Annotated in this window: 18 protein-coding genes; 10 read left to right on the top strand and 8 right to left on the bottom strand. The window is 71.2% G+C overall.

The annotated features are described in order from the left end of the window. Positions 1-3: 3 nt before the first annotated feature. The gene (gene rsmI, locus ACIBG7_RS33150; protein WP_397338740.1) at positions 4-846 is read right to left on the bottom strand and encodes a 16S rRNA (cytidine(1402)-2'-O)-methyltransferase; all 843 of its coding nucleotides are present in this window, start codon (positions 844-846) and stop codon (positions 4-6) included. 59 nt (positions 847-905) lie between these two features. Here rsmI and ACIBG7_RS33145 point away from each other — a divergent pair, with 59 nt between their 5' ends. Further along, positions 906-2,492 carry a phospholipid carrier-dependent glycosyltransferase gene (locus tag ACIBG7_RS33145; protein ID WP_357923137.1) on the top strand — a complete coding sequence of 529 codons (1,587 nt, stop codon included), beginning with the start codon at positions 906-908 and terminating at the stop codon, positions 2,490-2,492. Positions 2,493-2,605: 113 nt separating this feature from the next. Further along, a complete protein-coding gene (locus tag ACIBG7_RS33140; protein ID WP_397338739.1) occupies positions 2,606-3,526 on the top strand; it encodes a hypothetical protein in 921 nt (306 codons plus the stop codon). On the opposite strand, the gene ACIBG7_RS33135 is transcribed toward ACIBG7_RS33140, so the two are convergent. After that, positions 3,523-4,410, bottom strand: a complete 888-nt coding sequence (locus tag ACIBG7_RS33135) for a hypothetical protein (RefSeq protein ID WP_397338738.1) — start codon at positions 4,408-4,410, stop codon at positions 3,523-3,525. The two genes, ACIBG7_RS33140 and ACIBG7_RS33135, sit on opposite strands and share 4 nt — an antisense overlap. A gap of 114 nt (positions 4,411-4,524) precedes the next feature. On the opposite strand from ACIBG7_RS33135, the gene ACIBG7_RS33130 reads away from it, so the two are divergent. The 5 genes from ACIBG7_RS33130 to ACIBG7_RS33110 are packed head-to-tail and all read left to right on the top strand — an operon-like array spanning position 4,525 to position 8,099. Further along, on the top strand, positions 4,525-5,136 hold the full coding sequence (locus tag ACIBG7_RS33130) for a DedA family protein (protein ID WP_357923130.1): 612 nt from the start codon (positions 4,525-4,527) through the stop codon (positions 5,134-5,136). After that, on the top strand, positions 5,117-6,202 hold the full coding sequence (locus tag ACIBG7_RS33125; protein ID WP_357923128.1) for a histidine kinase: 1,086 nt from the start codon (positions 5,117-5,119) through the stop codon (positions 6,200-6,202). Before ACIBG7_RS33130 ends, ACIBG7_RS33125 begins: the two co-directional genes overlap by 20 nt. Next, positions 6,193-6,837, top strand: coding sequence for a response regulator (locus tag ACIBG7_RS33120; protein WP_397338737.1), 645 nt, complete (start codon positions 6,193-6,195; stop codon positions 6,835-6,837). Before ACIBG7_RS33125 ends, ACIBG7_RS33120 begins: the two co-directional genes overlap by 10 nt. Before the next feature lie 45 nt (positions 6,838-6,882). Next, positions 6,883-7,242: a cupin domain-containing protein gene (locus tag ACIBG7_RS33115; protein WP_357923124.1), complete on the top strand. Its 360-nt coding sequence runs from the start codon at positions 6,883-6,885 to the stop codon at positions 7,240-7,242. Positions 7,243-7,247: 5 nt separating this feature from the next. Continuing rightward, complete coding sequence (locus ACIBG7_RS33110) at positions 7,248-8,099, top strand: MerR family transcriptional regulator (protein ID WP_397338736.1); 852 nt, start codon at positions 7,248-7,250, stop codon at positions 8,097-8,099. On the opposite strand, the gene ACIBG7_RS33105 is transcribed toward ACIBG7_RS33110, so the two are convergent. The 3 genes from ACIBG7_RS33105 to ACIBG7_RS33095 all read right to left on the bottom strand — a co-directional run bounded on the left by ACIBG7_RS33105 (position 8,072) and on the right by ACIBG7_RS33095 (position 12,184). Next, positions 8,072-9,646 carry a methyltransferase gene (locus ACIBG7_RS33105; protein WP_397338735.1) on the bottom strand — a complete coding sequence of 525 codons (1,575 nt, stop codon included), beginning with the start codon at positions 9,644-9,646 and terminating at the stop codon, positions 8,072-8,074. The genes ACIBG7_RS33110 and ACIBG7_RS33105 overlap by 28 nt on opposite strands. 61 nt (positions 9,647-9,707) lie before the next feature. Beyond that, the gene (locus tag ACIBG7_RS33100) at positions 9,708-10,955 is read right to left on the bottom strand and encodes an MFS transporter (RefSeq protein ID WP_397338734.1); all 1,248 of its coding nucleotides are present in this window, start codon (positions 10,953-10,955) and stop codon (positions 9,708-9,710) included. 326 nt (positions 10,956-11,281) lie between these two features. Continuing rightward, positions 11,282-12,184: a LysR substrate-binding domain-containing protein gene (locus ACIBG7_RS33095; RefSeq protein ID WP_357923112.1), complete on the bottom strand. Its 903-nt coding sequence runs from the start codon at positions 12,182-12,184 to the stop codon at positions 11,282-11,284. Between the two features lie 173 nt (positions 12,185-12,357). Between ACIBG7_RS33095 and ACIBG7_RS33090 the strand changes: the two genes are divergently transcribed. Both ACIBG7_RS33090 and ACIBG7_RS33085 read left to right on the top strand, forming a co-directional pair. Next, on the top strand, positions 12,358-14,088 hold the full coding sequence (locus tag ACIBG7_RS33090; protein ID WP_397338733.1) for an amidohydrolase family protein: 1,731 nt from the start codon (positions 12,358-12,360) through the stop codon (positions 14,086-14,088). Positions 14,089-14,128: 40 nt separating this feature from the next. Then, positions 14,129-14,830, top strand: a complete 702-nt coding sequence (locus ACIBG7_RS33085) for a YitT family protein (RefSeq protein WP_397338732.1) — start codon at positions 14,129-14,131, stop codon at positions 14,828-14,830. A gap of 24 nt (positions 14,831-14,854) precedes the next feature. On the opposite strand, the gene ACIBG7_RS33080 is transcribed toward ACIBG7_RS33085, so the two are convergent. Then, entirely contained in the window at positions 14,855-15,340 is a 486-nt protein-coding gene (locus tag ACIBG7_RS33080; protein WP_397338731.1) for an NUDIX hydrolase, read from the bottom strand. A 12-nt stretch (positions 15,341-15,352) separates the two neighbouring features. Further along, a complete protein-coding gene (locus ACIBG7_RS33075; RefSeq protein WP_357923101.1) occupies positions 15,353-15,940 on the bottom strand; it encodes a TetR/AcrR family transcriptional regulator in 588 nt (195 codons plus the stop codon). Positions 15,941-16,019: 79 nt separating this feature from the next. On the opposite strand from ACIBG7_RS33075, the gene ACIBG7_RS33070 reads away from it, so the two are divergent. Continuing rightward, the gene (locus tag ACIBG7_RS33070) at positions 16,020-16,853 is read left to right on the top strand and encodes an NAD(P)H-binding protein (protein ID WP_357923099.1); all 834 of its coding nucleotides are present in this window, start codon (positions 16,020-16,022) and stop codon (positions 16,851-16,853) included. 50 nt (positions 16,854-16,903) lie between these two features. On the opposite strand, the gene ACIBG7_RS33065 is transcribed toward ACIBG7_RS33070, so the two are convergent. Then, positions 16,904-18,049 carry a serine hydrolase domain-containing protein gene (locus ACIBG7_RS33065; RefSeq protein WP_397338730.1) on the bottom strand — a complete coding sequence of 382 codons (1,146 nt, stop codon included), beginning with the start codon at positions 18,047-18,049 and terminating at the stop codon, positions 16,904-16,906. Positions 18,050-18,074 lie beyond the last annotated feature (25 nt).

Raw genomic sequence — 18,074 nt, 5'->3', positions numbered from 1 at the left:
ACCCTACGTGGCGCGAAGTCTCCTGTGAACCGCGTCGTACAGCTCGCGTTTGGGAAGTCCCGCTTCCTTGGCGACCTCGGCCACGGCGTGCTTGCTCTGCTCGCCGGCGGCCACGCGCCGGTCCACCTCGGCGACGGCCTCCTCGATCGAGCCCTGGACCTTCACGTGACCGGCGACGACGACGGTGATCTCGCCCTTGACGCCCTCGGCCGCCCACGCGGCCAGCTCGGCGAGGCCGCCGCGCCGTACCTCCTCGTAGGTCTTGGTCAGCTCGCGGCAGACGGCGGCGCGGCGGTCGGGGCCGAAGGCCTCGGCCATGGCCTCCAGCGCGTCGGCCAGCCGGTGCGGGGCCTCGAAGAAGACCATGGTGCGCTGTTCGGCGGCCAGCTCGGCCAGCCGGCGGGCGCGCTCGCCGCTCTTGCGCGGCGGGAAGCCCTCGAAGCAGAAGCGGTCGGAGGGCAGGCCCGAGATCGCCAGGGCGGTCGTGACCGCGGAGGGGCCGGGCAGCGCGGTGACCGGGATGCCCGCCTCGACGGCGAGGCTGGTCAGCCGGTAGCCGGGGTCCGACACGCCGGGCATGCCGGCGTCGGTGATGATCACCACGGTCCGGCCGTTCTTGAGCGCGTCGAGCAGTTCGACGGCCCGGGCGGCCTCGTTCTGGTCGTAGTAGGAGACGACCCGCCCGGAGATCTCCACCTCCAGGTCGGCGGCCAGGCGGCGCAACCGCCTGGTGTCCTCCGCCGCCACCACGTCCGCGCCGGCCAGGACCTCCCTCAACCGGGGCGAGGCGTCGCCCGCCTGCCCGATCGGAGCCCCCGCCAGCACCAGCCTGCCGTGTTCAGTCACTTGACCATTGTGGCCGTGTTTCTTAAGGAAGCACCCGCTTGAGCCCTTACGATGGCCGAATGGCGGTGACCGATTTCCCAGCGCTTAAAGAACCCGGCGCCCGCACCAGGTCGGTGCGCGAGCGCCTGGTCCCCGCCATGCCGGGCGACCGGCTCTGGGGCTGGCTGGGCCCGATCCTCGTCATGATCTTCGGCGGCGTGCTGCGCTTCGTGAACCTGGCGCACCCCAAGACCGTCGTCTTCGACGAGACCTACTACGCCAAGGACGCCTTCTCGCTGGTCACCTGGCTGGTCGAGCGGACCTTCATCAAGGACGCCGACAAGGCCCTGCTGGCCGGCAACACCGACATCTTCGAGAAGTGCGAGGCGATCGACAAGTGCGCCTCGTACGTGGTGCACCCGCCGCTCGGCAAGTGGATGATCGGCCTGGGCGAGTGGCTGTTCGGCATGAACACCTTCGGCTGGCGCGTCTCGGCCGCGGTCGTCGGCACGCTGTCGATCCTGATCATTGCGCGGCTGGCCCGCCGGATGACCCGCTCGACGCTGCTGGGCTGCTTCGCCGGCCTCCTGCTCGCCCTGGACGGCCTGCACTTCGTGCTCTCCCGCACCGCGCTGCTGGACATCTTCCTGATGCTCTTCGTGCTGGCCGGGTTCGCCTGCCTGGTGGTCGACCGGGACAAGGCGCGCGAGCGGCTGGTCGACTGGTACGAGTCCTCGCCGCTCAGCGACGAGGGCCCCTACCTCGGCCTGCGCCCGTGGCGGCTGGCCGCGGGGCTCTGCCTGGGCGCGGCGTGCGCGGTGAAGTGGTCGGGCATCTTCTTCTTCGTCCTGTTCCTGATGTCGTGGATGTGGGACGCGGGCGCCCGCCGGGCGATCGGGCTGCGCCGGCCCTACGCCGGGGCCTTCCGGCTGGACCTGCCGACCGGGCTGCTGGCCGGGGTGGTCGCGCCCTCGCTGGTCTACCTGGCGAGCTGGACCGGCTGGTTCGCCTCGCCCCGTGGCTGGGGCCGCAACTGGGAGCAGGCCACCTCGTCCGGGCCGCTCTTCTTCGTCTTCGACTCCTTCCGCTCGCTGGTCAAGTACCACTTCGAGGTCCTCGGCTTCCACGCGCAGCTCACCAGCAGCCACCCCTACCAGTCGGAGCCGTGGTCGTGGCCGCTGCTGCTGCGGCCGGTGGCCTTCTACTACGAGGGCAAGCAGAACGCCTGCGGGGTCAAGGACTGCTCGGAGGCGGTGCTCGGGGTCGGCACCCCGGTCATCTGGTACGGCGCGCTGGCCGCCCTCGTGGCGCTGATCGCCTGGTACGTCTCCTCGCGCGACTGGCGGGCGGGCGCGGTGCTGCTCGGCTACGCGGTGGCGTGGCTGCCGTGGTTCTACTTCGCCTTCAAGGACAACAGGACGATGTTCCTGTTCTACGCGATCCCGATGGTGCCCTTCATGGTGCTGGCGATCACGTTGTGCGCGGGTCTGCTGATCGGTCCCTCGTGGGCGACGCAGACACGCCGTACAGTGGGAGCTGCGGCAGTGGGGTCGTTCGCGCTGCTGGCACTGATCAACTTCTGGTGGCTCTACCCGATCCTGTCCGCCGAGGTCCTGCCGTACGTCGAGTGGAAGTCCCGGATGCTCTTCGAGAAGCGGTGGATCTGACCCCGTTACCGGTCGCTAATTCGTGATTTCGTAGGGTAGTCGCTGTGCAAGAGCAGATACGCACCGGTTTCGGTCATCGTCAGGGCCGGGGTCGATACGGCAGACTTCGAGGCATGCCTGCACCGGACGTGGCCGCGCTCCTCATGCGGATGGATCCCGCCATGGCCGACGAGGCCAGGACCGCCGTGGAGTGGCTCACCGGCGGTGAGCCTCTGGAGTCGGTGACCCAGCTCGACGTCTGCGAGTTCCTCTGGTTCACGCTGCCGCTCAAGGTCGACGGCGACCGGGCCCGGCTGGCCCGTGCCCTCGGCCGGCTGCTGGAGCTCGGCGGCATGGAGCGCTACGCGGAGCTGTGCGCCTCGCCGGTCACCCAGCGGGTGCTGCGCGTCTACGCCCGTGACGGGGAGGACGCCGGCACCGCCGCCTACCAGGAGGCCCTGGAGGCGACCGGGGTGCTGCCGCCGGACGTGCCGGAGCTGCGCTGGAGCACGATCATGGGGCCCGAGGAGATGGGCGCGCACGTGGCCTGCTCTGCGGCCCTGGAGCTGGCGCTGCAGTCCGGCTCGCGGGTGGATCGCGTCGAGCTGACCCGCGAGTGGCTCACCCGGCCGCGCGCCGACCTGGGCGGCGACAGCTGGCTCAACCGGGTGCACGGCGAGCGGCTCAACCGCTGGGTGCTGGGCCGCGGCGAGGCGCGCCGCGAGCTGGCCCAGCCCTTCGAGGTGCGGCTGCACGCGCCGGTGCCGCTCGACCCGTCGCTGGAGCCGGTGGCCCGGCGGCTGATCACCAGCGAGGCGGACGAGATCGCGCTGCTGCTGCTGGCCGACGGCTCGGCCTGGCCGGCCGCCGCCCTGCACGAGCGGGTCGTCCTGATCAGCGGGACCGGCTCCGACGTGCCCGACCGGCTGCTCTCGCTGGCGCTGGCCGCCACCGAGCACGACGGCGTACGGCTGACGCCGACCGGGCAGCTCGTCGCGCTCGCCGCCCTGCGGACGCACGCGCTGCGGCCCCGCAAGTACGTCACGCCCGGCTAGCTCCCGCGCGGGTCCCAGTGCTTGAAGCCGGTGGCGAGGTGCATCTCGGCCTCCGGCAGGAGCGGCAGGCCGCTGGCGGCGTCGAGCACCACCCGCGTGCCCAGCGGCTCGCGCAGGCGGACGTCGGTCTCGGCGTGGTGCAGCATCGCGTTGCAGACCCGCACGTCGGGCTTGGGCCGCACGTCGGCGTCCACGACCACCACCTGCGGCGTCTCGTAGGCCCGGCCGCCGTGCGTGGTGTCACAGGAGCCGTACCCGAAGGTCAGCCTCAGGCTGGTGCCGTCCGCCCGGTAGGTGAAGACCTCCTGCCACTCGCCCTTGCGTTGCTGGGGCGGGCCGCCCATCGCGGCCGGGTCCACGGCGACGCGCCGGAACGGCTGCGGCAGGCCCGCCACGGCGAACTCCCAGACCGGCACCCGGGCCTCGCCCCGGCTGGTCGGGAAGGGCGCCCACCCCAGGCTCGCGGCGGTGACCCGCAACGGCCGGCAGCCCTTGGCCGGGCACTCCTCGTCGGCGAAGTCGCGCGGGCGGCTCATCGCCCGGTAGGCGGTCTCCGCCGTGACCAGCGGCAGGCTCAGCTCCGAACCGTCCGGCCAGGTCAGAGTCCCCGGTTCCGGCCGCGCGGCGGGCAGCTCGGTGGCCAGCTCCCAGACGGCGTTCAGCTCGCTGACCCCGGTCCACTTCGGCATCCCGCGCGAGGGCGGGTCGATGGTCAGTTTCGCCAGGGGCACGAAGCCGTCCGTCCAGGCCTCGCGTTCCGGTGCGGCCTGCCAGCGTTCGGCGATCTCCCGGGCGCGGGCGTGGAAGTCGTCGGCGGTCGTCGGCGCGGGGGACGTGCCGCACGCGGCCACCAGCAGGAGCAGGACGACCGGTAATCTCCGCATACCTCGTAGACGCGGGCGGCGCCCGGCCGGTTCGCACCCTGTGGTTTTCCACACCCTGAAGACGGCCGCCTGCCTCATGGTGGACGCAACCCGCTTTTTCCTAGGTTTGCGGTCATGACGGAATGGCTGATCTCCCTGATGGAATCCCTCGGCGCCCCGGGAGCCGGGCTCGCGATCGCGCTGGAGAACCTCTTTCCCCCGCTGCCGAGCGAGGTCATCCTCCCCCTGGCCGGCTTCACCGCCGCCCGCGGTGAGATGGACCTGCCGAGCGTGCTGGCGTGGACCACGGCGGGCTCGGTCATCGGCGCGCTGGCGCTCTACTGGGTGGGCGCGTTGCTGGGTCGCGAGCGCACCCTGGCCCTCGCCGCCCGGCTGCCCTTGCTCAAGCTCTCCGACATCGAGCGGACCGAGGCGTGGTTCGGCCGGCACGGCCGCAAGACGGTGTTCTTCGGGCGGATGATCCCGATCTTCCGCAGCCTGATCTCCGTGCCGGCCGGTGTCGAGCGGATGCCGCTGGCCAGTTTCACACTGCTGACCACGGCCGGGAGCCTGATCTGGAACACCCTCTTCGTCATGGCCGGATACCTGCTGGGGGAGAATTGGGCCATCGTGGAGACCTATGTCGGATTCGGAACGAACGTGGTGATCGCCGTCGTGGCCCTGGCCGTGCTGGTCTTCCTCGGCGTCCGGCTGAGCGAGCGGCGACGTGGCCGGCACGCGGCGTAGGGCGCTGCGGCTGCCCGGCACGGTGTTGCTCGGCGCCGGCAGCGCGCTGGCCGGGCTGCTCTTCGTGCCGGCCGCCCTGCCCTTCGCCGGGCGGCCTGCCGTACGCGCGGCGGCCCGGCGGCTGACCCTGCTGGAGCTGCGCCGGCTGGGCCTGGCCCTCGACCCGATCGACGGCAACGAGCTGCGCTACCTGGCCGCCCGCATCCCCGTCGGGCTGCTGGGCGGGGTGGTGCTCTTCCTGCTGGCCTACGGCACGGGAGCCGCCGCGGTCTTCGCCTGGTCCTGGCCCCGGGGCCAGGCGGTGGACGGGATGCTGCCGAGCGTGCCCCTGGTGCTCTACCTCGCGGTGTTCGGGCTGGTGCTGCTCTTCCTCGCTTTGTCCGGTCTGGTCGGCGTGGACGTGCTGGACCGGCGGCTGGCCGCGCACCTGCTGGCCCCCGACCCGGTGGCGGCGTTGCGGCGGCGGATCACCGAGCTGACCGAGAGCCGGGCCGGCGTCCTGGCCGCCGTCGACTCCGAACGCCGCCGCATCGAGCGCGACCTGCACGACGGCCTCCAGCAGCGGCTGGTCGCCCTGTCGATGCTGGCCGGCCGGGCCCGGCGCGGGCGCACCGAGCTGCTGGAGCAGGTCCACGAGCAGGCCCAGCAGGCCCTCGTCGAGCTGCGCGAGGTGGCCTGGCGGGTCTACCCGTCCGGGCTCGACTCCCTCGGCCTGGCCGACGCGCTGGCCGGGGTGGCCGAGCGGGCCGGCCTGCCGGTCAAGGTGCGGTGCGAGCTGCCCGCCCGTCCGCCCGCGGCGGTCGAGACCGTGGCCTACTTCGTGGTCAGCGAGGCGGTCACCAACGCCGACAAGCACTCGCGGGCCTCCCAGGTGACCGTCGAGATCCACCAGGACGCCACAATGGTCGTCGTGCGCATCGAGGACGACGGCATCGGCGGCGCCGACGCCACCAGCGGCGGCCTGTCCGGCCTCGCCCGCCGCGTCGCGGCCCTGGACGGCCGCTTCACCGTGACCAGCCCGCCCGGCGGGCCGACGACGATCCTGGCGGAGCTCCCGTGCGCGTGATGCTGGCCGAGGACTCGACGCTGCTCCGGGAAGGTCTCGTGCGGCTGCTCGCTGAGGAGGGTCACGACGTGCTCGCCGCCGTGGGCGACGGCGACGCGTTGCTGGAGGCGGTCGCCGGCGAACAGCCCGACGTGGTGGTGGTGGACGTGCGGATGCCGCCCACGCACACCGACGAGGGCCTGCGCGCGGCGCTGGAGATCAGGAAGCGCTGGCCCCGGGTGAAGGTCCTGGTGCTCTCGCAGTACGTGGAGAAGAAGTACGCCACCGAGCTGATGAGCTCCGACGTCGAAGGCGTCGGCTACCTGCTCAAGGACCGGGTGGCCCAGGTCGGCGACTTCCTCGACGCCCTGGAGCGCGTGGGCGCCGGCGGCGCGGCCTTCGACCCCGAGGTGGTCCGCCAGCTCCTGGCCCGCACCAGCCACGCCGACCCGCTCGCCCAGCTCACCGCCCGCGAGCGCGAGGTGCTGGAGCGAATGGCGCAGGGGCTGACCAACGCCTCCATCGCGCAGTCGCTGCACGTCTCGCAGAGCGCGGTGGAGAAGCACGTCAACGCGCTCTTCGACAAGCTGGAGCTCTCGCACACCTCGGGCTACAGCCGGCGCGTGCTGGCGGTGCTCCGCTACCTCGGCTCCTGAGCCCGGCTCATCCTCGTCCCCGGCCACCTGCGACAATCACCGCTCATGGAGATCATCGACAGCGGCCGTTTCGAGCCGGCGGCGGACGGGTCCGCCAACTTCGTGGAGCACCTCCAGGTGCCCGCGCTCAGCTTCGGCACCTACTCGATCCCGGCCGGGGCCGCCGACCCGCAGTCGCCGCACAACGAGGACGAGATCTACATCGTCACCCGTGGCCGGGGCTCGTTCACCTCCGGCGACCAGACCGTCGCGGTCGAGCCGGGCACCGCCCTGTTCGTCCCGGCCCGCGAGGCCCACCGCTTCCACGACGTCACCGAGGACCTGGTCGTGCTGGTCTTCTTCGGCCCCGCCTACAGCGGCATCCCCGCCGACTTGCAGCTCCAGCAGGGGGAGCTGCCAGGCTGACCGGCATGGACCTCCTGCCGATCGGCGAGCTGGCCCGGCGCGCCGGGCTCAGCGTCAAGACCGTCCGGTTCTACGCCGACCGCGGCCTGGTCCCGCCCACCACCCGCACCGCCGCCGGCCACCGGCTCTACGACGCCGCCGCCCTCGACCGCCTGGAACTGGTCCGCACGCTGCGCGACCTCGGACTCGACCTGGCGACGATCCACCGGATCGTCACCCGCCAGGTCTCCCTCACCGAGGTCGCCGCGCTCCACGCCGAAGCGCTGGCCGTCCAGATCCAGGCCCTCCGCGTACGGCAGGCGATCCTGACCCGCGTGGCCCGGCACGGAACCGCTCCGGAGGAGATGGACATGACCCATCGGCTCGCCACCATGGCCGGCGACGAACGCCGGGCCCTGATCGCCGCCTTCCTCGACCACGCCCTCGACGGCGTGCCGGAAGGCGTCCGGACCACGATGACCCCGGTGCTGCCGGACGACCCGTCGCCCGAGCAGGTGGAGGCGTGGATCGAACTGGCCCTGCTCGCCACCGACCCCGGCTTCCGCGACCGGCTCCGGTCGGCCGTCGCGCCCTACGCGGTCCCGCCGACCTCGCCGCCGCGGCCCGACCCGGCCGCGCTCGTGCGCCGGGCCGTCGCTCCGGCGCTCGCGGCGGGGCTCGACCCGAGATCTCCCGAGGCGGCCGCCGTGCCGTTGCCGGAGGTCGACCTCGACCGGCTGGAGACCGTGCTCGATCCGGACCGGGACCGCTACCTCGAACTGCTGGCGATCATCAACGGCTGGCCGGCCCCCGAGCCCCTGGCCCCGGCGCTGGCCTGGGCGCTCGCCCGCTACTCGGCGACGGCTTCCAGCAGGTAGACGTCCAGCGGCAGGCCGGTGGTCGCCGTCAGGGTGAAACCGGCCGAGCCGAGCAGGTCGCGGTACTCGGCCAGGGTGCGCTCCCGGCCGCCGAGGTTGTTGACCATCATGTGCACGTCCCAGGCCGGGGCGAGCGACGGCTGGGCGGGGTGGTCGGGCAGGAGGCGCTCGACGACCGCGAGCCGGGCGCCCGGCCGGACGGCCTCGCGGCAGCGTGCCAGGACGGTGGCGCACGCGGCGTCGTCCCAGTCGTGCAGGATGCGGGACAGGACGAGCAGGTCGCCGCCGGGGACGTGGGTGAACAGGTCGCCGCCGACGGTGGTGATCCGCTTGCCGTACCGGCTGGTGAGCTCCTCGCGCGCGGCGGCGACGGTGGCGGGGGTGTCGAACAGCACGCCGGTGGTGTGCGGGGCGGCGTCGAGCAGGCGGCCGAGGAGCGCGCCCGAGCCGCCGCCGAGGTCGGTGACCGTCTCGACGCCGGTCAGGTCGAGGCGCTCGGCGAGCGCGTCGAAGACGTCGCGGCACTGGTCGGCCATCGCGCGCTGGAAGACCGCGGCGTCGGAGGCGTTGTGCTCCAGGTGGGCGAAAGGCGCGTTGCCGTAGGCCAGCTCGAACCCGCTCCTGGCGGTCCTGACCGTGTCGGGCAGCTCGCCGAAGCTCCAGTAGAACAGCCCGCCGTACAGCAGCGCGACCCCGTGCAGCGAGGAGTCGGAGTCGCGGGCCAGCGTCGCGCCGAGCGGGGTGAGCGAGACCAGTTCGCCGGTCCGGGTGACGACGCCGAGCTGTTCGAGGTAGCGCAGCAGCCTGGCCAGCCGGTCGGCGGGGCAGCCGAGGGCGGCGGCGAGCTCGCCGGTGGTGCGGCGGCGGCCGAGCAGTTCGTCGGCGAGGCCGAGCTCGGCGGCGGTGCGCAGGGCCTGGGTGGCCCAGGCCCCGGTGAGCAGGTCGAGCATCCGCCGCCGCTCGTCGTGCTGCTCGCCGGTGAGGTGGCGGGCCAGGTGGGCGCCGGCGTGACCGGCGGTCACGATCTCCAGCCGGTCGGCCCCCGGCTCGGGGCGGAAGTAGAAGACGCTGCGGCCCTCGGCCGGGTTGTAGCCGCCGCCGTCGGGCCGGTGACCGTCGGCGCGCAGGGCCTCCAGGACGCCGAGCGTCGCAGGCGGCGTCTCGAAGGCCAGGTGCGTCTCGCGCTCGTGGAAGCGCTCGTCGTCGGCGATCCGCTCGGAACAGCCGGCGGCGAGGAACAGCTCCAGCGTGCGCCCGTGCCCGACCTCGACGTGCGCGATCGTCACGTCGAGGCCGTCGAGCCCGTAGCGCGTGGTCAGCCGCTCCCTGACGACGACGCTGGGCACCGTTCTGAGCACCGGGAGGTCGTCGAGCGCCGCCTCGACCGAGTCCGGGAAGACGAGCAGGCCCGCGTGGTCGAACCGCAGGCCGTACGGTCCTTGGCGGCCTTCGCGGGCGATCCGCGCCATCCTGCTGACCCGCAGCGTGTCGGACTCCCCCAGCGCGCCGACCTTGATCTCCGCCGACAGCACATTCCCCTGATCCACGCGGTCAGGCTAACAGCACTCGGCGTAGTTGATTGAATCCGCTAAGTGGCTATCCGCGCCCTCAGTGCACCGACGCCTCGGGGTCCGGGGCGGGGGTGCGGGCGACCTCCAGCGTGGCGCGGCCGGACGGCAGCCGGGTGGCGATCGCGATCACCGCGATGGCCGCCAGCCCCGCCGCGATCAGCAGGGTCTGCACGCTGACCACGTCGGCCAGCGGCCCGAAGACCATCATGCCGACCGGGGTGGCCAGAGCCATCACGATGCCGACGTAGCTGAACACGCGGCCCTGCATCCCGGGCTCGACGGTCTCCTGGATCAGCGTCATGAACGGCGTCGCGAACGGCGGCACCAGCAGGCCGAGCACGAACATGAACCCGTAGAAGACCCACAGGTTCCCGCTCAGCCCGAGCGCGACGGTCACCACCCCGAACCCGTAGACGGAGAACAGGATCAGCCCGACCTTGCCCCGCTTGGCCAGCAGCGTGGACATCAGGAACCCGCCGAGCATCATGCCCAGGCTGAAGGCGATCTCCAGGACCGCCAGCATCCACTTGTCCGAGCCGAAGGTCCGCGTGATCATCAGCGGCGTGACGAACGAGGGCGCCACGGTGAGCAGGAAGATCACCGCGTACACCACCAGCAGCCAGCGCACGACCGCGTGGCTGCGGATGTAGCGCATGCCCTCGACCAGGTCCTCCCGGTAGGTCGCGGTGGACTGCGCGATGCTCTCCAGCGTCGGCACGGCCACCAGCGCCAGCAGCCCGATCCCGAGGACCGCGGTCACCACGTCGAGGAAGAACACCGGCACGATGCCGAAGGCGGCGAAGATCGCCCCGGCCGCCGCGGGCGCGAGCAACGCCATGGCCGACTGGATCGTCTGGAAGATCCCGTTCACCCGCATCAACTGGTCGCTGGGCACGATCTGCGGGATCATCGCCTGTACGGCAGGCGTCTGCACCCCGGCGCCGACCGACCGCACCGCCACCGCGAGCAGGATGATCCACAGATCGGTGATCCCGTTGGCCATCAGCACCGCGAGCACCAGCGTGGCGGCGGCGATACCGCCGTCGGCGATCATCACCAGCACGCGCCGGTTCATCCGGTCGGCCAGCACCCCGCCGAACAGCGACACCAGCCCCTGCGGGAGGAACGCGGCGACCGCGTAGAGCGCCACCGCCACGCCGGACTTGGTCTCCAAGGTGATCCACCACATGACCGCGTACTGCACGATCATGGAGCCGAACAGGGACACGGTCTGGCCGGTCAGGAACAGGGCGACATTGCGCCGCCAGGCGGTCGTCTCGGTCATCATTCCCATCTTTCTGCACGTCTTTCAGCACGCGGTCGAGCGGATCCCGGGCCTTCGCGGAGGTCCTGCGGCCGCCGGTGGACGAGCTCGGAAGGGCGGCGCGGACGAGGGAGACCTCGCCGTCCGGAAGCAGCGGACCTGGCACCGGACGCCGGCGACCGGCCGGCGACCGGTCAGAACGCCGACCGGACTCTGTCAGCCTGCCAGACGGGTGTGACAGAAAGCATGGGACGAAAGTCTAGGGACCCCGTCGAAGGGCTCGGATTCCCGCCTTTCGGCTGGTGAGGCCGTCGGAGACGTCGATGTCGGGCTGGCCGGAGGGCCGGTCAGGCCGCCACCGTCTCCAGGGTCGCCACGATCTCCTCGGCGAACAGCAGCCCGGCCAGGCCGTGCCCGTGCTTCTCCCGGCGCACCAGGGAGAGCACGTTCCGGCTGAAGCCGCGGTCGCGCACCGGGCGGAAGGCGAGGCTGCCGTGGTGGTGCTCCTCGGCGATGTCGAACCGGCTGAGAAAGGCGATGGCCTCCCCCGCGGCGGCGAGCCGTTTCATCGTCTCGATGGAATTGGTGTGGAAGGCGGGTTCGACCGCGATACCGGCCTCGGCGAAGGTGTCGGCGATTATGCCGTGAATGACCATCGAGCGGTCGGCGAAAATCAGCGGATAATCCGCGCAGTGCGCGAGTGGAATGGATTCCATCCGGGCCAGCGGGTGCTTCGGCGAGATGACCGCGCCGAGCCGGGTGTCCAGCCGCCAGCAGACCTCCAGTTGCGGCGAGGCCGGGATGTTGAAGCCGAGCCCGACGTCGGCCTCGCTGTCGGCCACCGCCCGCAGGATGTCGTGCGTGGACATCACCCGGATGGAGATGCGCACCTCCGGATGCCTGGCGTGGAAGTTCGCCGTCGCGGCGGAGACGACGCCGCTGGCCAGGCCGGTCATCGTGGCGATCACCACCTCGCCGCTGGGCAGCGACTGCAGGTCGCGGATGTCGGCCACGGCCTCGCGGTACTCCTGCATGGTCCGGCGCACGTGCGCGAGCAGCACCTCACCGGCCGGCGTGGGCCGCATCCCGCGCGGCAGCCGCTCGAACAGGGCCTCGCCCAGTTCCTCCTCCAGCAGCAGGATCTGCCGGTTGATCGCCGACGGCGCGACGTGCAGCCTCGCCCCCGCCGCCCGGATGGACCCCGAGCGTGCCACCTCGTCGAGGTAGTGCAGCAGGCGTGAGTGGAGCATGGGGCCTCCCTGGCCGGACGTGTGCACAAAAAGAGTACAGTCCGTGCGAAAACCGCTGCTTGTCAGCAACGGTGGCATGCCATTTCATATCACCAGAGTGAACGAGGGCCGACTTCTAGATCATCTCGTTCGGCGTCACGATTTTTTATGCCAAAGAGCAGTGAGGAATTCCCATGGCTGATTTTTCGGGTCATTACCAGCATGTCCGGACGGTCTTCGACATTCTCCAGGGCGAGCGCGAAGCCGATCTGCTGCTCCGGAATCTCAGCATCTTGGACGTGCACAGCGAGACGGTCTTCCAAGGCTCGATCCTCGTCTACGACGAGCGCATCATCGCCCTGGACCCGGACGAGTCGGTGGTGCGGGTGCGCGAGGTCTTCGACGGCGAGGGCCTGTACGCCATCCCCGGCCTGATCGACGCCCACCTGCACTTCGACGCCCAGCTCGCCCACCCGGCGGCCTTCGGCGAGGCGATCGTGCCGAGCGGGACGACCACCATCTTCGCCGAGACCCTCGACTTCGCCAGCGCGGCCGGAGACGAGGCCGTCGAGGCGGCCAAGGCCTTGTTCAAGGACTACGACAAGCTGCCCTACCGCGTCTACGCCTTCGCCCCCGGCAAGAAGACCTCGGTCGAGGTCACCGAGGCTATGCTGCAGATGGAGCCGGTGATCGGCCTCGGCGAGCTGGCCCACCTGTCCTACATGACCGGCAACGACGACGACTTCCGCAAGTCGGCCCTGGGCCGCGCCAACGGCGGCTACGTCAACAGCCACTGGGGCGTGACGGCGCTGCCCGACATGCTCCTGAACTACATGCCGGCCATCGGCGCGCACAACAACCACGATGTCTGGAACGAGGCGGACATCGAGAAGAGCCTGCGGCACGGCTTCCACACGCAGATCAAGTTCGGGGTGGGCAGCCCCGAGGTGATCAAGACCATGCTGCGCGCCCTGGTGAAGCGCAGCTGGCCGGCGGAGAACTTCCAGCTCTGCGCGGACAACATCTCCGTCGACCGGGTCCTGAAGCGGGGGCACATCGACTGGGTCATCTCGCTGGCCGTCGAGATGGGGCTCAACCCGATCCAGGCCATCAAGATGGGCACGCTCTACGCCGCCCGCTCCTTCGGCATGGACCACGACTTCGGCTCGCTGGCCCCGGGCCGCTACGCCGACATCGTGCTGACCGACAGCCTGTCGAAGATCAACCCGCGTTACGTCTTCAAGGGCGGCGAGCTGGTCGCCAAGGACCGCACGCTGCTCAAGCCGGTCGACCTCGACTACTCCGGCATGGTCAAGGAGCCACGGCCCGGCCTCGCCGACCTCACCCCGGGCGAGCTCGACCTGACCCCGCTGGAGGTCTCGGCCGACGGCAGCCGGGCGAAGGTCCTGCTGTTCGACGTCTACGGGCGCGGTCACCTGAAGTTCGCCCAGGAGGTCTGGGTGCCGTTCGAGAACGGCGTGGTCGTCCCCGTCCTGGACGGGGTCACCCTGAACCGCATCTCGGTCGTGCAGCGCTACCGGGACGGCTCGGCCGAGCGGCACGTCGTCAACGGCCTGTTCAAGGGCGTGTCGATCGAGCGCGGCGCGGTCTCCACGTTCTGGCCGGCTCCTTCGGCGTACTTCGTGGTCGTCGGCGCCGACAGCGCCGAGATGTGCGGCAACCTCAAGCAGCTCGACACCTTCGTCGGCGGCTGCATCGTCACCGAGGACCGGCAGGTGAAGGCGGAACTCCCGCTGGACATCTACGGTGTCATGGCTGACATGCCACTGTCCGAGCTGGTCGACGCCACCCGGACGATCGACGCCGCGCTCGCCGAGCTGGGCCACCACAACGAGGGAGAACCCGTCGTCAACAAGCTCCTGACGCTGTTCATCTCCCTGGACCGCTTCGGCTTCATGCGCTGAGCCGGTTCACCCCCCACCCCCACACCGCAAGGGAATCACCGTGCTCAAGCATGAACAGGACGCCGGCGTCGTCGACACCGGAAGTCTGGTCCGGCGCTGGATCACCTACGTCGCCGGCATCTACGTGCTGACGCTCGGCGTCAGCCTGGCCATCAGCGCCGGCATCGGCATCTCCCCGCAGAGCAGCCTCACCCGGACCATGACCCTGGTGCTGCCGGGGATCAGCCAGGGGACGTTCAACTTCATCCTCGAACTGATCATGCTGGCGCTGACCTACCTGGCCATGCCGAAGGACTTCAAGCTCAGGAACTTCCTGTCCCTGGTGCCCGCCTTCGCCCTGGCCGCCTTCCTCGACCTGAACCTGATGCTGACGAGCTGGATCGCGCTCGACGCCTATGCGGCGAAGTTCGCGCTCCTGGTCTTCGCGGACGCGACCCTGGCGTTCGGCCTGTTCCTGATGATCCGCGCGAACCTGGTCCTCATGCCGGTGGACATGTTCGTGAACACGATCTTCAAGCGGACCGGGTGGAAGTGGGGGAACATCAAGACCGGCTTCGACTGCACCCTGCTGGTGATCTCGGCGGCGATCGGGCTGCTGTTCCTCAGCGCCCCGCACTTCATCCGCGAGGGGACCATCATCAACGGCATCCTCGTCGGCCAGTACGTCAAGCTCTACTTCTTCCTGTTCAAGAAGTACGGCTCCCGCAAGCCCGCCGACGACCTCGGCCCCAGCCTCACCTAGCTCCCCCGGCTTCTGCCGCGCGACCTACCTGGTCAACACCACAGGTTCGCGCGGCAGTCGCCCGTCCACCACCTCACCCAGCAGCCCGGCCAGCCCCGGCGGATAGAAGGTCTCCACCCCCTCCGCCGCCCCCAGCTCAGCCACCGACCACCACCGATATCCGCTCGCCTCCGCTTCCAGCCGCACGGGCCCCCTCGTGGCGCCCGCCCTGGCGAGGAAGAACCGCTCCTGCGCCCGGTAGACCTCCCCGGCCCAGCGCGCCTCCAGTTCCCGGACCCACAGGCACGATCCCCAGTCGAGCCCGGTCAGCCCGGTCTCCTCCAGCACCTCCCGGCGCGCCGCCTCGATGAAGCTCTCCCCGGCCTCGACCCCGCCGCCGGGCAGGATCCAGAACGTCGCCGGCGTGGGCGCGCCGGGGACCTCGATCACGCCGTCGTTCCGGACCCGCAGCATGAGCAGCCGGTCCTCCGGATCCAGGACGACCGCCCGCGCTCCTCGCCTGATGCGCACCCGGATGCTCCTTCAGAGACCGTCGATCCAGGCGAGCAGCCGCGCGCCCTCCCGTTCCATGACCGCCGGGTCGCGCAGGGCGCTGGCCAGCAGGGACATGCCCTGGTAGGCGCCCACCAGGGTCAGCGCCAGCCCTTCGGGATCAGCCTGGCCGAGCTCGCGGAACTGCGTCTCCACCCAGGTGAGCAGGCGCCGGATGACCCGTCCGGCCTCCTGGTCCAAGCCGCCCTCGTCCCGCTTGTCCAGCTCGACGGCGAGGGTGCCGGTGGGGCACCCGTACCGGGCGGCGAGGCCGGCCTGGCCCACCCAGCCCTCGATCAGCCTCCTCAGCCGCTCCCGGGGATCGGCGAGCTGGTCCAGCCGCTCGACGAGCAGGTCCAGTTGCCGCTCGTGCTCGGCCAGCGCGGCGGCGACGAGCTCGTCCTTGGTCTTGAAGTAGTAGTACACGTTGCCCACCGGGACCTCGGCCGCGCGCGCGATGTCGGCGATGGTGGTGCGCTCGACGCCCTGCCGGTGGACGACGTCGGCCGCGGCTTCCATGAGCCGCCTGCGCTTCGCCCCGGCCGCTCCTCCGCGGCCCGGCTTCTTCAAGTCAGTCACCTGACTAACTATACGGCTCGGATCCGTGCTACGGTTCTTCTCAGTCAGCCAACTAACTAACAACTGGCAGGAGCTTTCCATGATCGTTGTCACCGGTGCCACCGGAAACGTCGGCCGCACGCTGGTCCGCCTGCTGGCCGAGCAGGGCCACGAGGTGACGGCCGTGTCGCGCCGCATCTCCCAGGCCGACGTCCCGCCCGGCGTCCGCGCCGTCGCCGCCGACCTCGCCCAGCCGTCCGCCGACCTGCCTGCCACCGCGGACGCGGTCTTCCTGCTGGTCGGCGGCGACCTGATGATGGCCGGCGACCCCGCCGAGGTCATCGCCCCGTTCGCGGGCTACGGCAAGATCGTCCTGCTGTCCTCGCAGGGCGTGGCCACCCGGCCCGACTCGCTCTCGCACGGCCGGGCCTTCGCCGCCTACGAGCAGGCCGTCATGGACTCCGGAGCCGACTGGACCGTGCTGCGCCCGGGCGGCTTCGCCTCCAACGCCTACGCCTGGGTGGCCTCGATCAAGGCGGGCCGTACCGTGGCCGCGCCCTTCGGCGAGGTCAGCTTGCCGGTGATCGACCCCGACGACATCGCGGCCGTGGCGGCCGCCGTCCTCACCCGGGACGGCCACAGCAAGGCCGTCTACGAGCTGACCGGCCCCGCCCCGATCACCCCGCGCCAGCGGGCCGAAGCCATCGCGGACGCCATCGGCGCGCCGATCACCTTCACCGGCCAGACCCGCGAGGAGGCCCGCGCCCAGATGCTCGCCTTCATGCCGGCCCCCGTCGCCGACACGACCCTCGACATCCTGGGCACCCCGACCCTGCGCGAGCAGACCGTCAGCCCCGACGTCGAGCGCATCCTCGGCCGCGCCCCCGCCCCCTTCGCCGCGTGGGCCCGGCGCAACGCCGCCGTCTTCGCCTGAACGGGCGGCTCGCCCGGCCGCGCGGGTGCGGCCGGGCGCTGGAGCGGTCATCACCCGCTGATGGTGACGCCGAACTCCGCTTCGATGATCTGGAACATCGGGTCCCAGGACTTCCACTCGGTGTTGGTGTGGACCGCCACGGCGTGCCGGCCGTCCGGGGTGCCGACCACGAAGCAGTAGGAGCCCCAGACGCTGCCGCCGACGCCGCGCAGCGTCACGCCGCCGGTCGCCCGCTGGTCGAGCTCGAACATCCCCAGGCCGTAGCGGGAGTGCGGCATCCAGTAGCCGCCCTCGGTCGAGACGGTGGTCCACAGCTCCCGGTGCTGCGCGGGCGGCAGCAGGCTGCCGGTGGTCATGGCCTGGAAGAAGCGGATCATGTCGCCGGTGGTGGAGACGACGTTGCCGGCCGAGTAGCCCAGGGAGGAGTTGTACTCGGTGACATCCAGCGGCGGCAGACCGGGCTCCTCCATCAGCGACTCCCAGTTCGCCGGGGTGATCGTCGAGGGGTCGGCCCCGTCCTTGAAGAACAGCGTGGAGTAGCCGCGGGCGTGCGGCTCGGGCAGGCCGGTCTCCTCGTCGGGGCGCACGCGGGTGTGCGTGAGGCCGAGCGGCCGGACGACCCGGCGGTCGACCTCCTCGGCGTAGCTGTTGCCGGTGACCTTCTCGATGATCGCCCCGGCGATGTAGAAGCCGCCGTTGGAGTACTCGAACCGTTCGCCGGGCGCGCCGACCGGCGGCTGGGACACCGCCACCCGCAGCAGCTCGTCCAGGGTGAATCGGTCGAAGCGGTGCTCGGCGAACCCGGCGCGGGTGGCGTAGCGGTGGCTGACCTCCGGCGCGATGCCGGTGGCGAACAGGCCGCTGGTGTTGCTGAGCAGGTGCCTGATATTGATCTTGTCGCCGGCGTAGCCGTTGACGTCCAGCACGCCGGGCAGGTGGGCGTTCACCGTGTCGTCGAGGCTCACCAGGCCCTCGGCCTCCAGGGACAACATCACGGCGGCGGTGAAGGCCTTGCCGCTGCTGCCGGCGTGGAAGTACTCGCCCGGCCGGCGCGGCGCCCGGGTTTCGAGGTCGGCCACGCCGGCGGTGCCGAACCAGGTGCGGTCGCCGTCCCGGACCTCGGCGACGATGCCCGGGATGCCGAGCTGCGCCACGGTCTGGTCGAGCACCTGCTGCACGTTCTCGTTCGCTGCCATCTAGCTGCCTTTCTGGGCGTTTCTG

This window comes from Nonomuraea sp. NPDC050328 (assembly GCF_044459405.1).
GTDB lineage: Bacteria > Actinomycetota > Actinomycetes > Streptosporangiales > Streptosporangiaceae > Nonomuraea.
The sequence above is the reverse complement of the archived record's forward strand: the minus strand, read 5'-3'. Positions and strand labels throughout refer to the sequence as shown.

Excerpts from the sequence above, each read along its gene's own strand:
- ACIBG7_RS33100 (WP_397338734.1), bottom strand. The coding sequence starts at position 10,955 with ATGACCGAGACGACCGCCTGGCGGCGCAATGTCGCCCTGTTCCTGACC.
- ACIBG7_RS33090 (WP_397338733.1), top strand. The coding sequence starts at position 12,358 with ATGGCTGATTTTTCGGGTCATTACCAGCATGTCCGGACGGTCTTCGAC.
- ACIBG7_RS33110 (WP_397338736.1), top strand. The coding sequence starts at position 7,248 with ATGGACCTCCTGCCGATCGGCGAGCTGGCCCGGCGCGCCGGGCTCAGC.
- ACIBG7_RS33070 (WP_357923099.1), top strand. The coding sequence starts at position 16,020 with ATGATCGTTGTCACCGGTGCCACCGGAAACGTCGGCCGCACGCTGGTC.
- ACIBG7_RS33065 (WP_397338730.1), bottom strand. The coding sequence starts at position 18,049 with ATGGCAGCGAACGAGAACGTGCAGCAGGTGCTCGACCAGACCGTGGCG.
- ACIBG7_RS33130 (WP_357923130.1), top strand. The coding sequence starts at position 4,525 with ATGACGGAATGGCTGATCTCCCTGATGGAATCCCTCGGCGCCCCGGGA.
- ACIBG7_RS33140 (WP_397338739.1), top strand. The coding sequence starts at position 2,606 with ATGCCTGCACCGGACGTGGCCGCGCTCCTCATGCGGATGGATCCCGCC.
- ACIBG7_RS33095 (WP_357923112.1), bottom strand. The coding sequence starts at position 12,184 with ATGCTCCACTCACGCCTGCTGCACTACCTCGACGAGGTGGCACGCTCG.
- ACIBG7_RS33115 (WP_357923124.1), top strand. The coding sequence starts at position 6,883 with ATGGAGATCATCGACAGCGGCCGTTTCGAGCCGGCGGCGGACGGGTCC.
- ACIBG7_RS33135 (WP_397338738.1), bottom strand. The coding sequence starts at position 4,410 with ATGCGGAGATTACCGGTCGTCCTGCTCCTGCTGGTGGCCGCGTGCGGC.
- ACIBG7_RS33145 (WP_357923137.1), top strand. The coding sequence starts at position 906 with ATGGCGGTGACCGATTTCCCAGCGCTTAAAGAACCCGGCGCCCGCACC.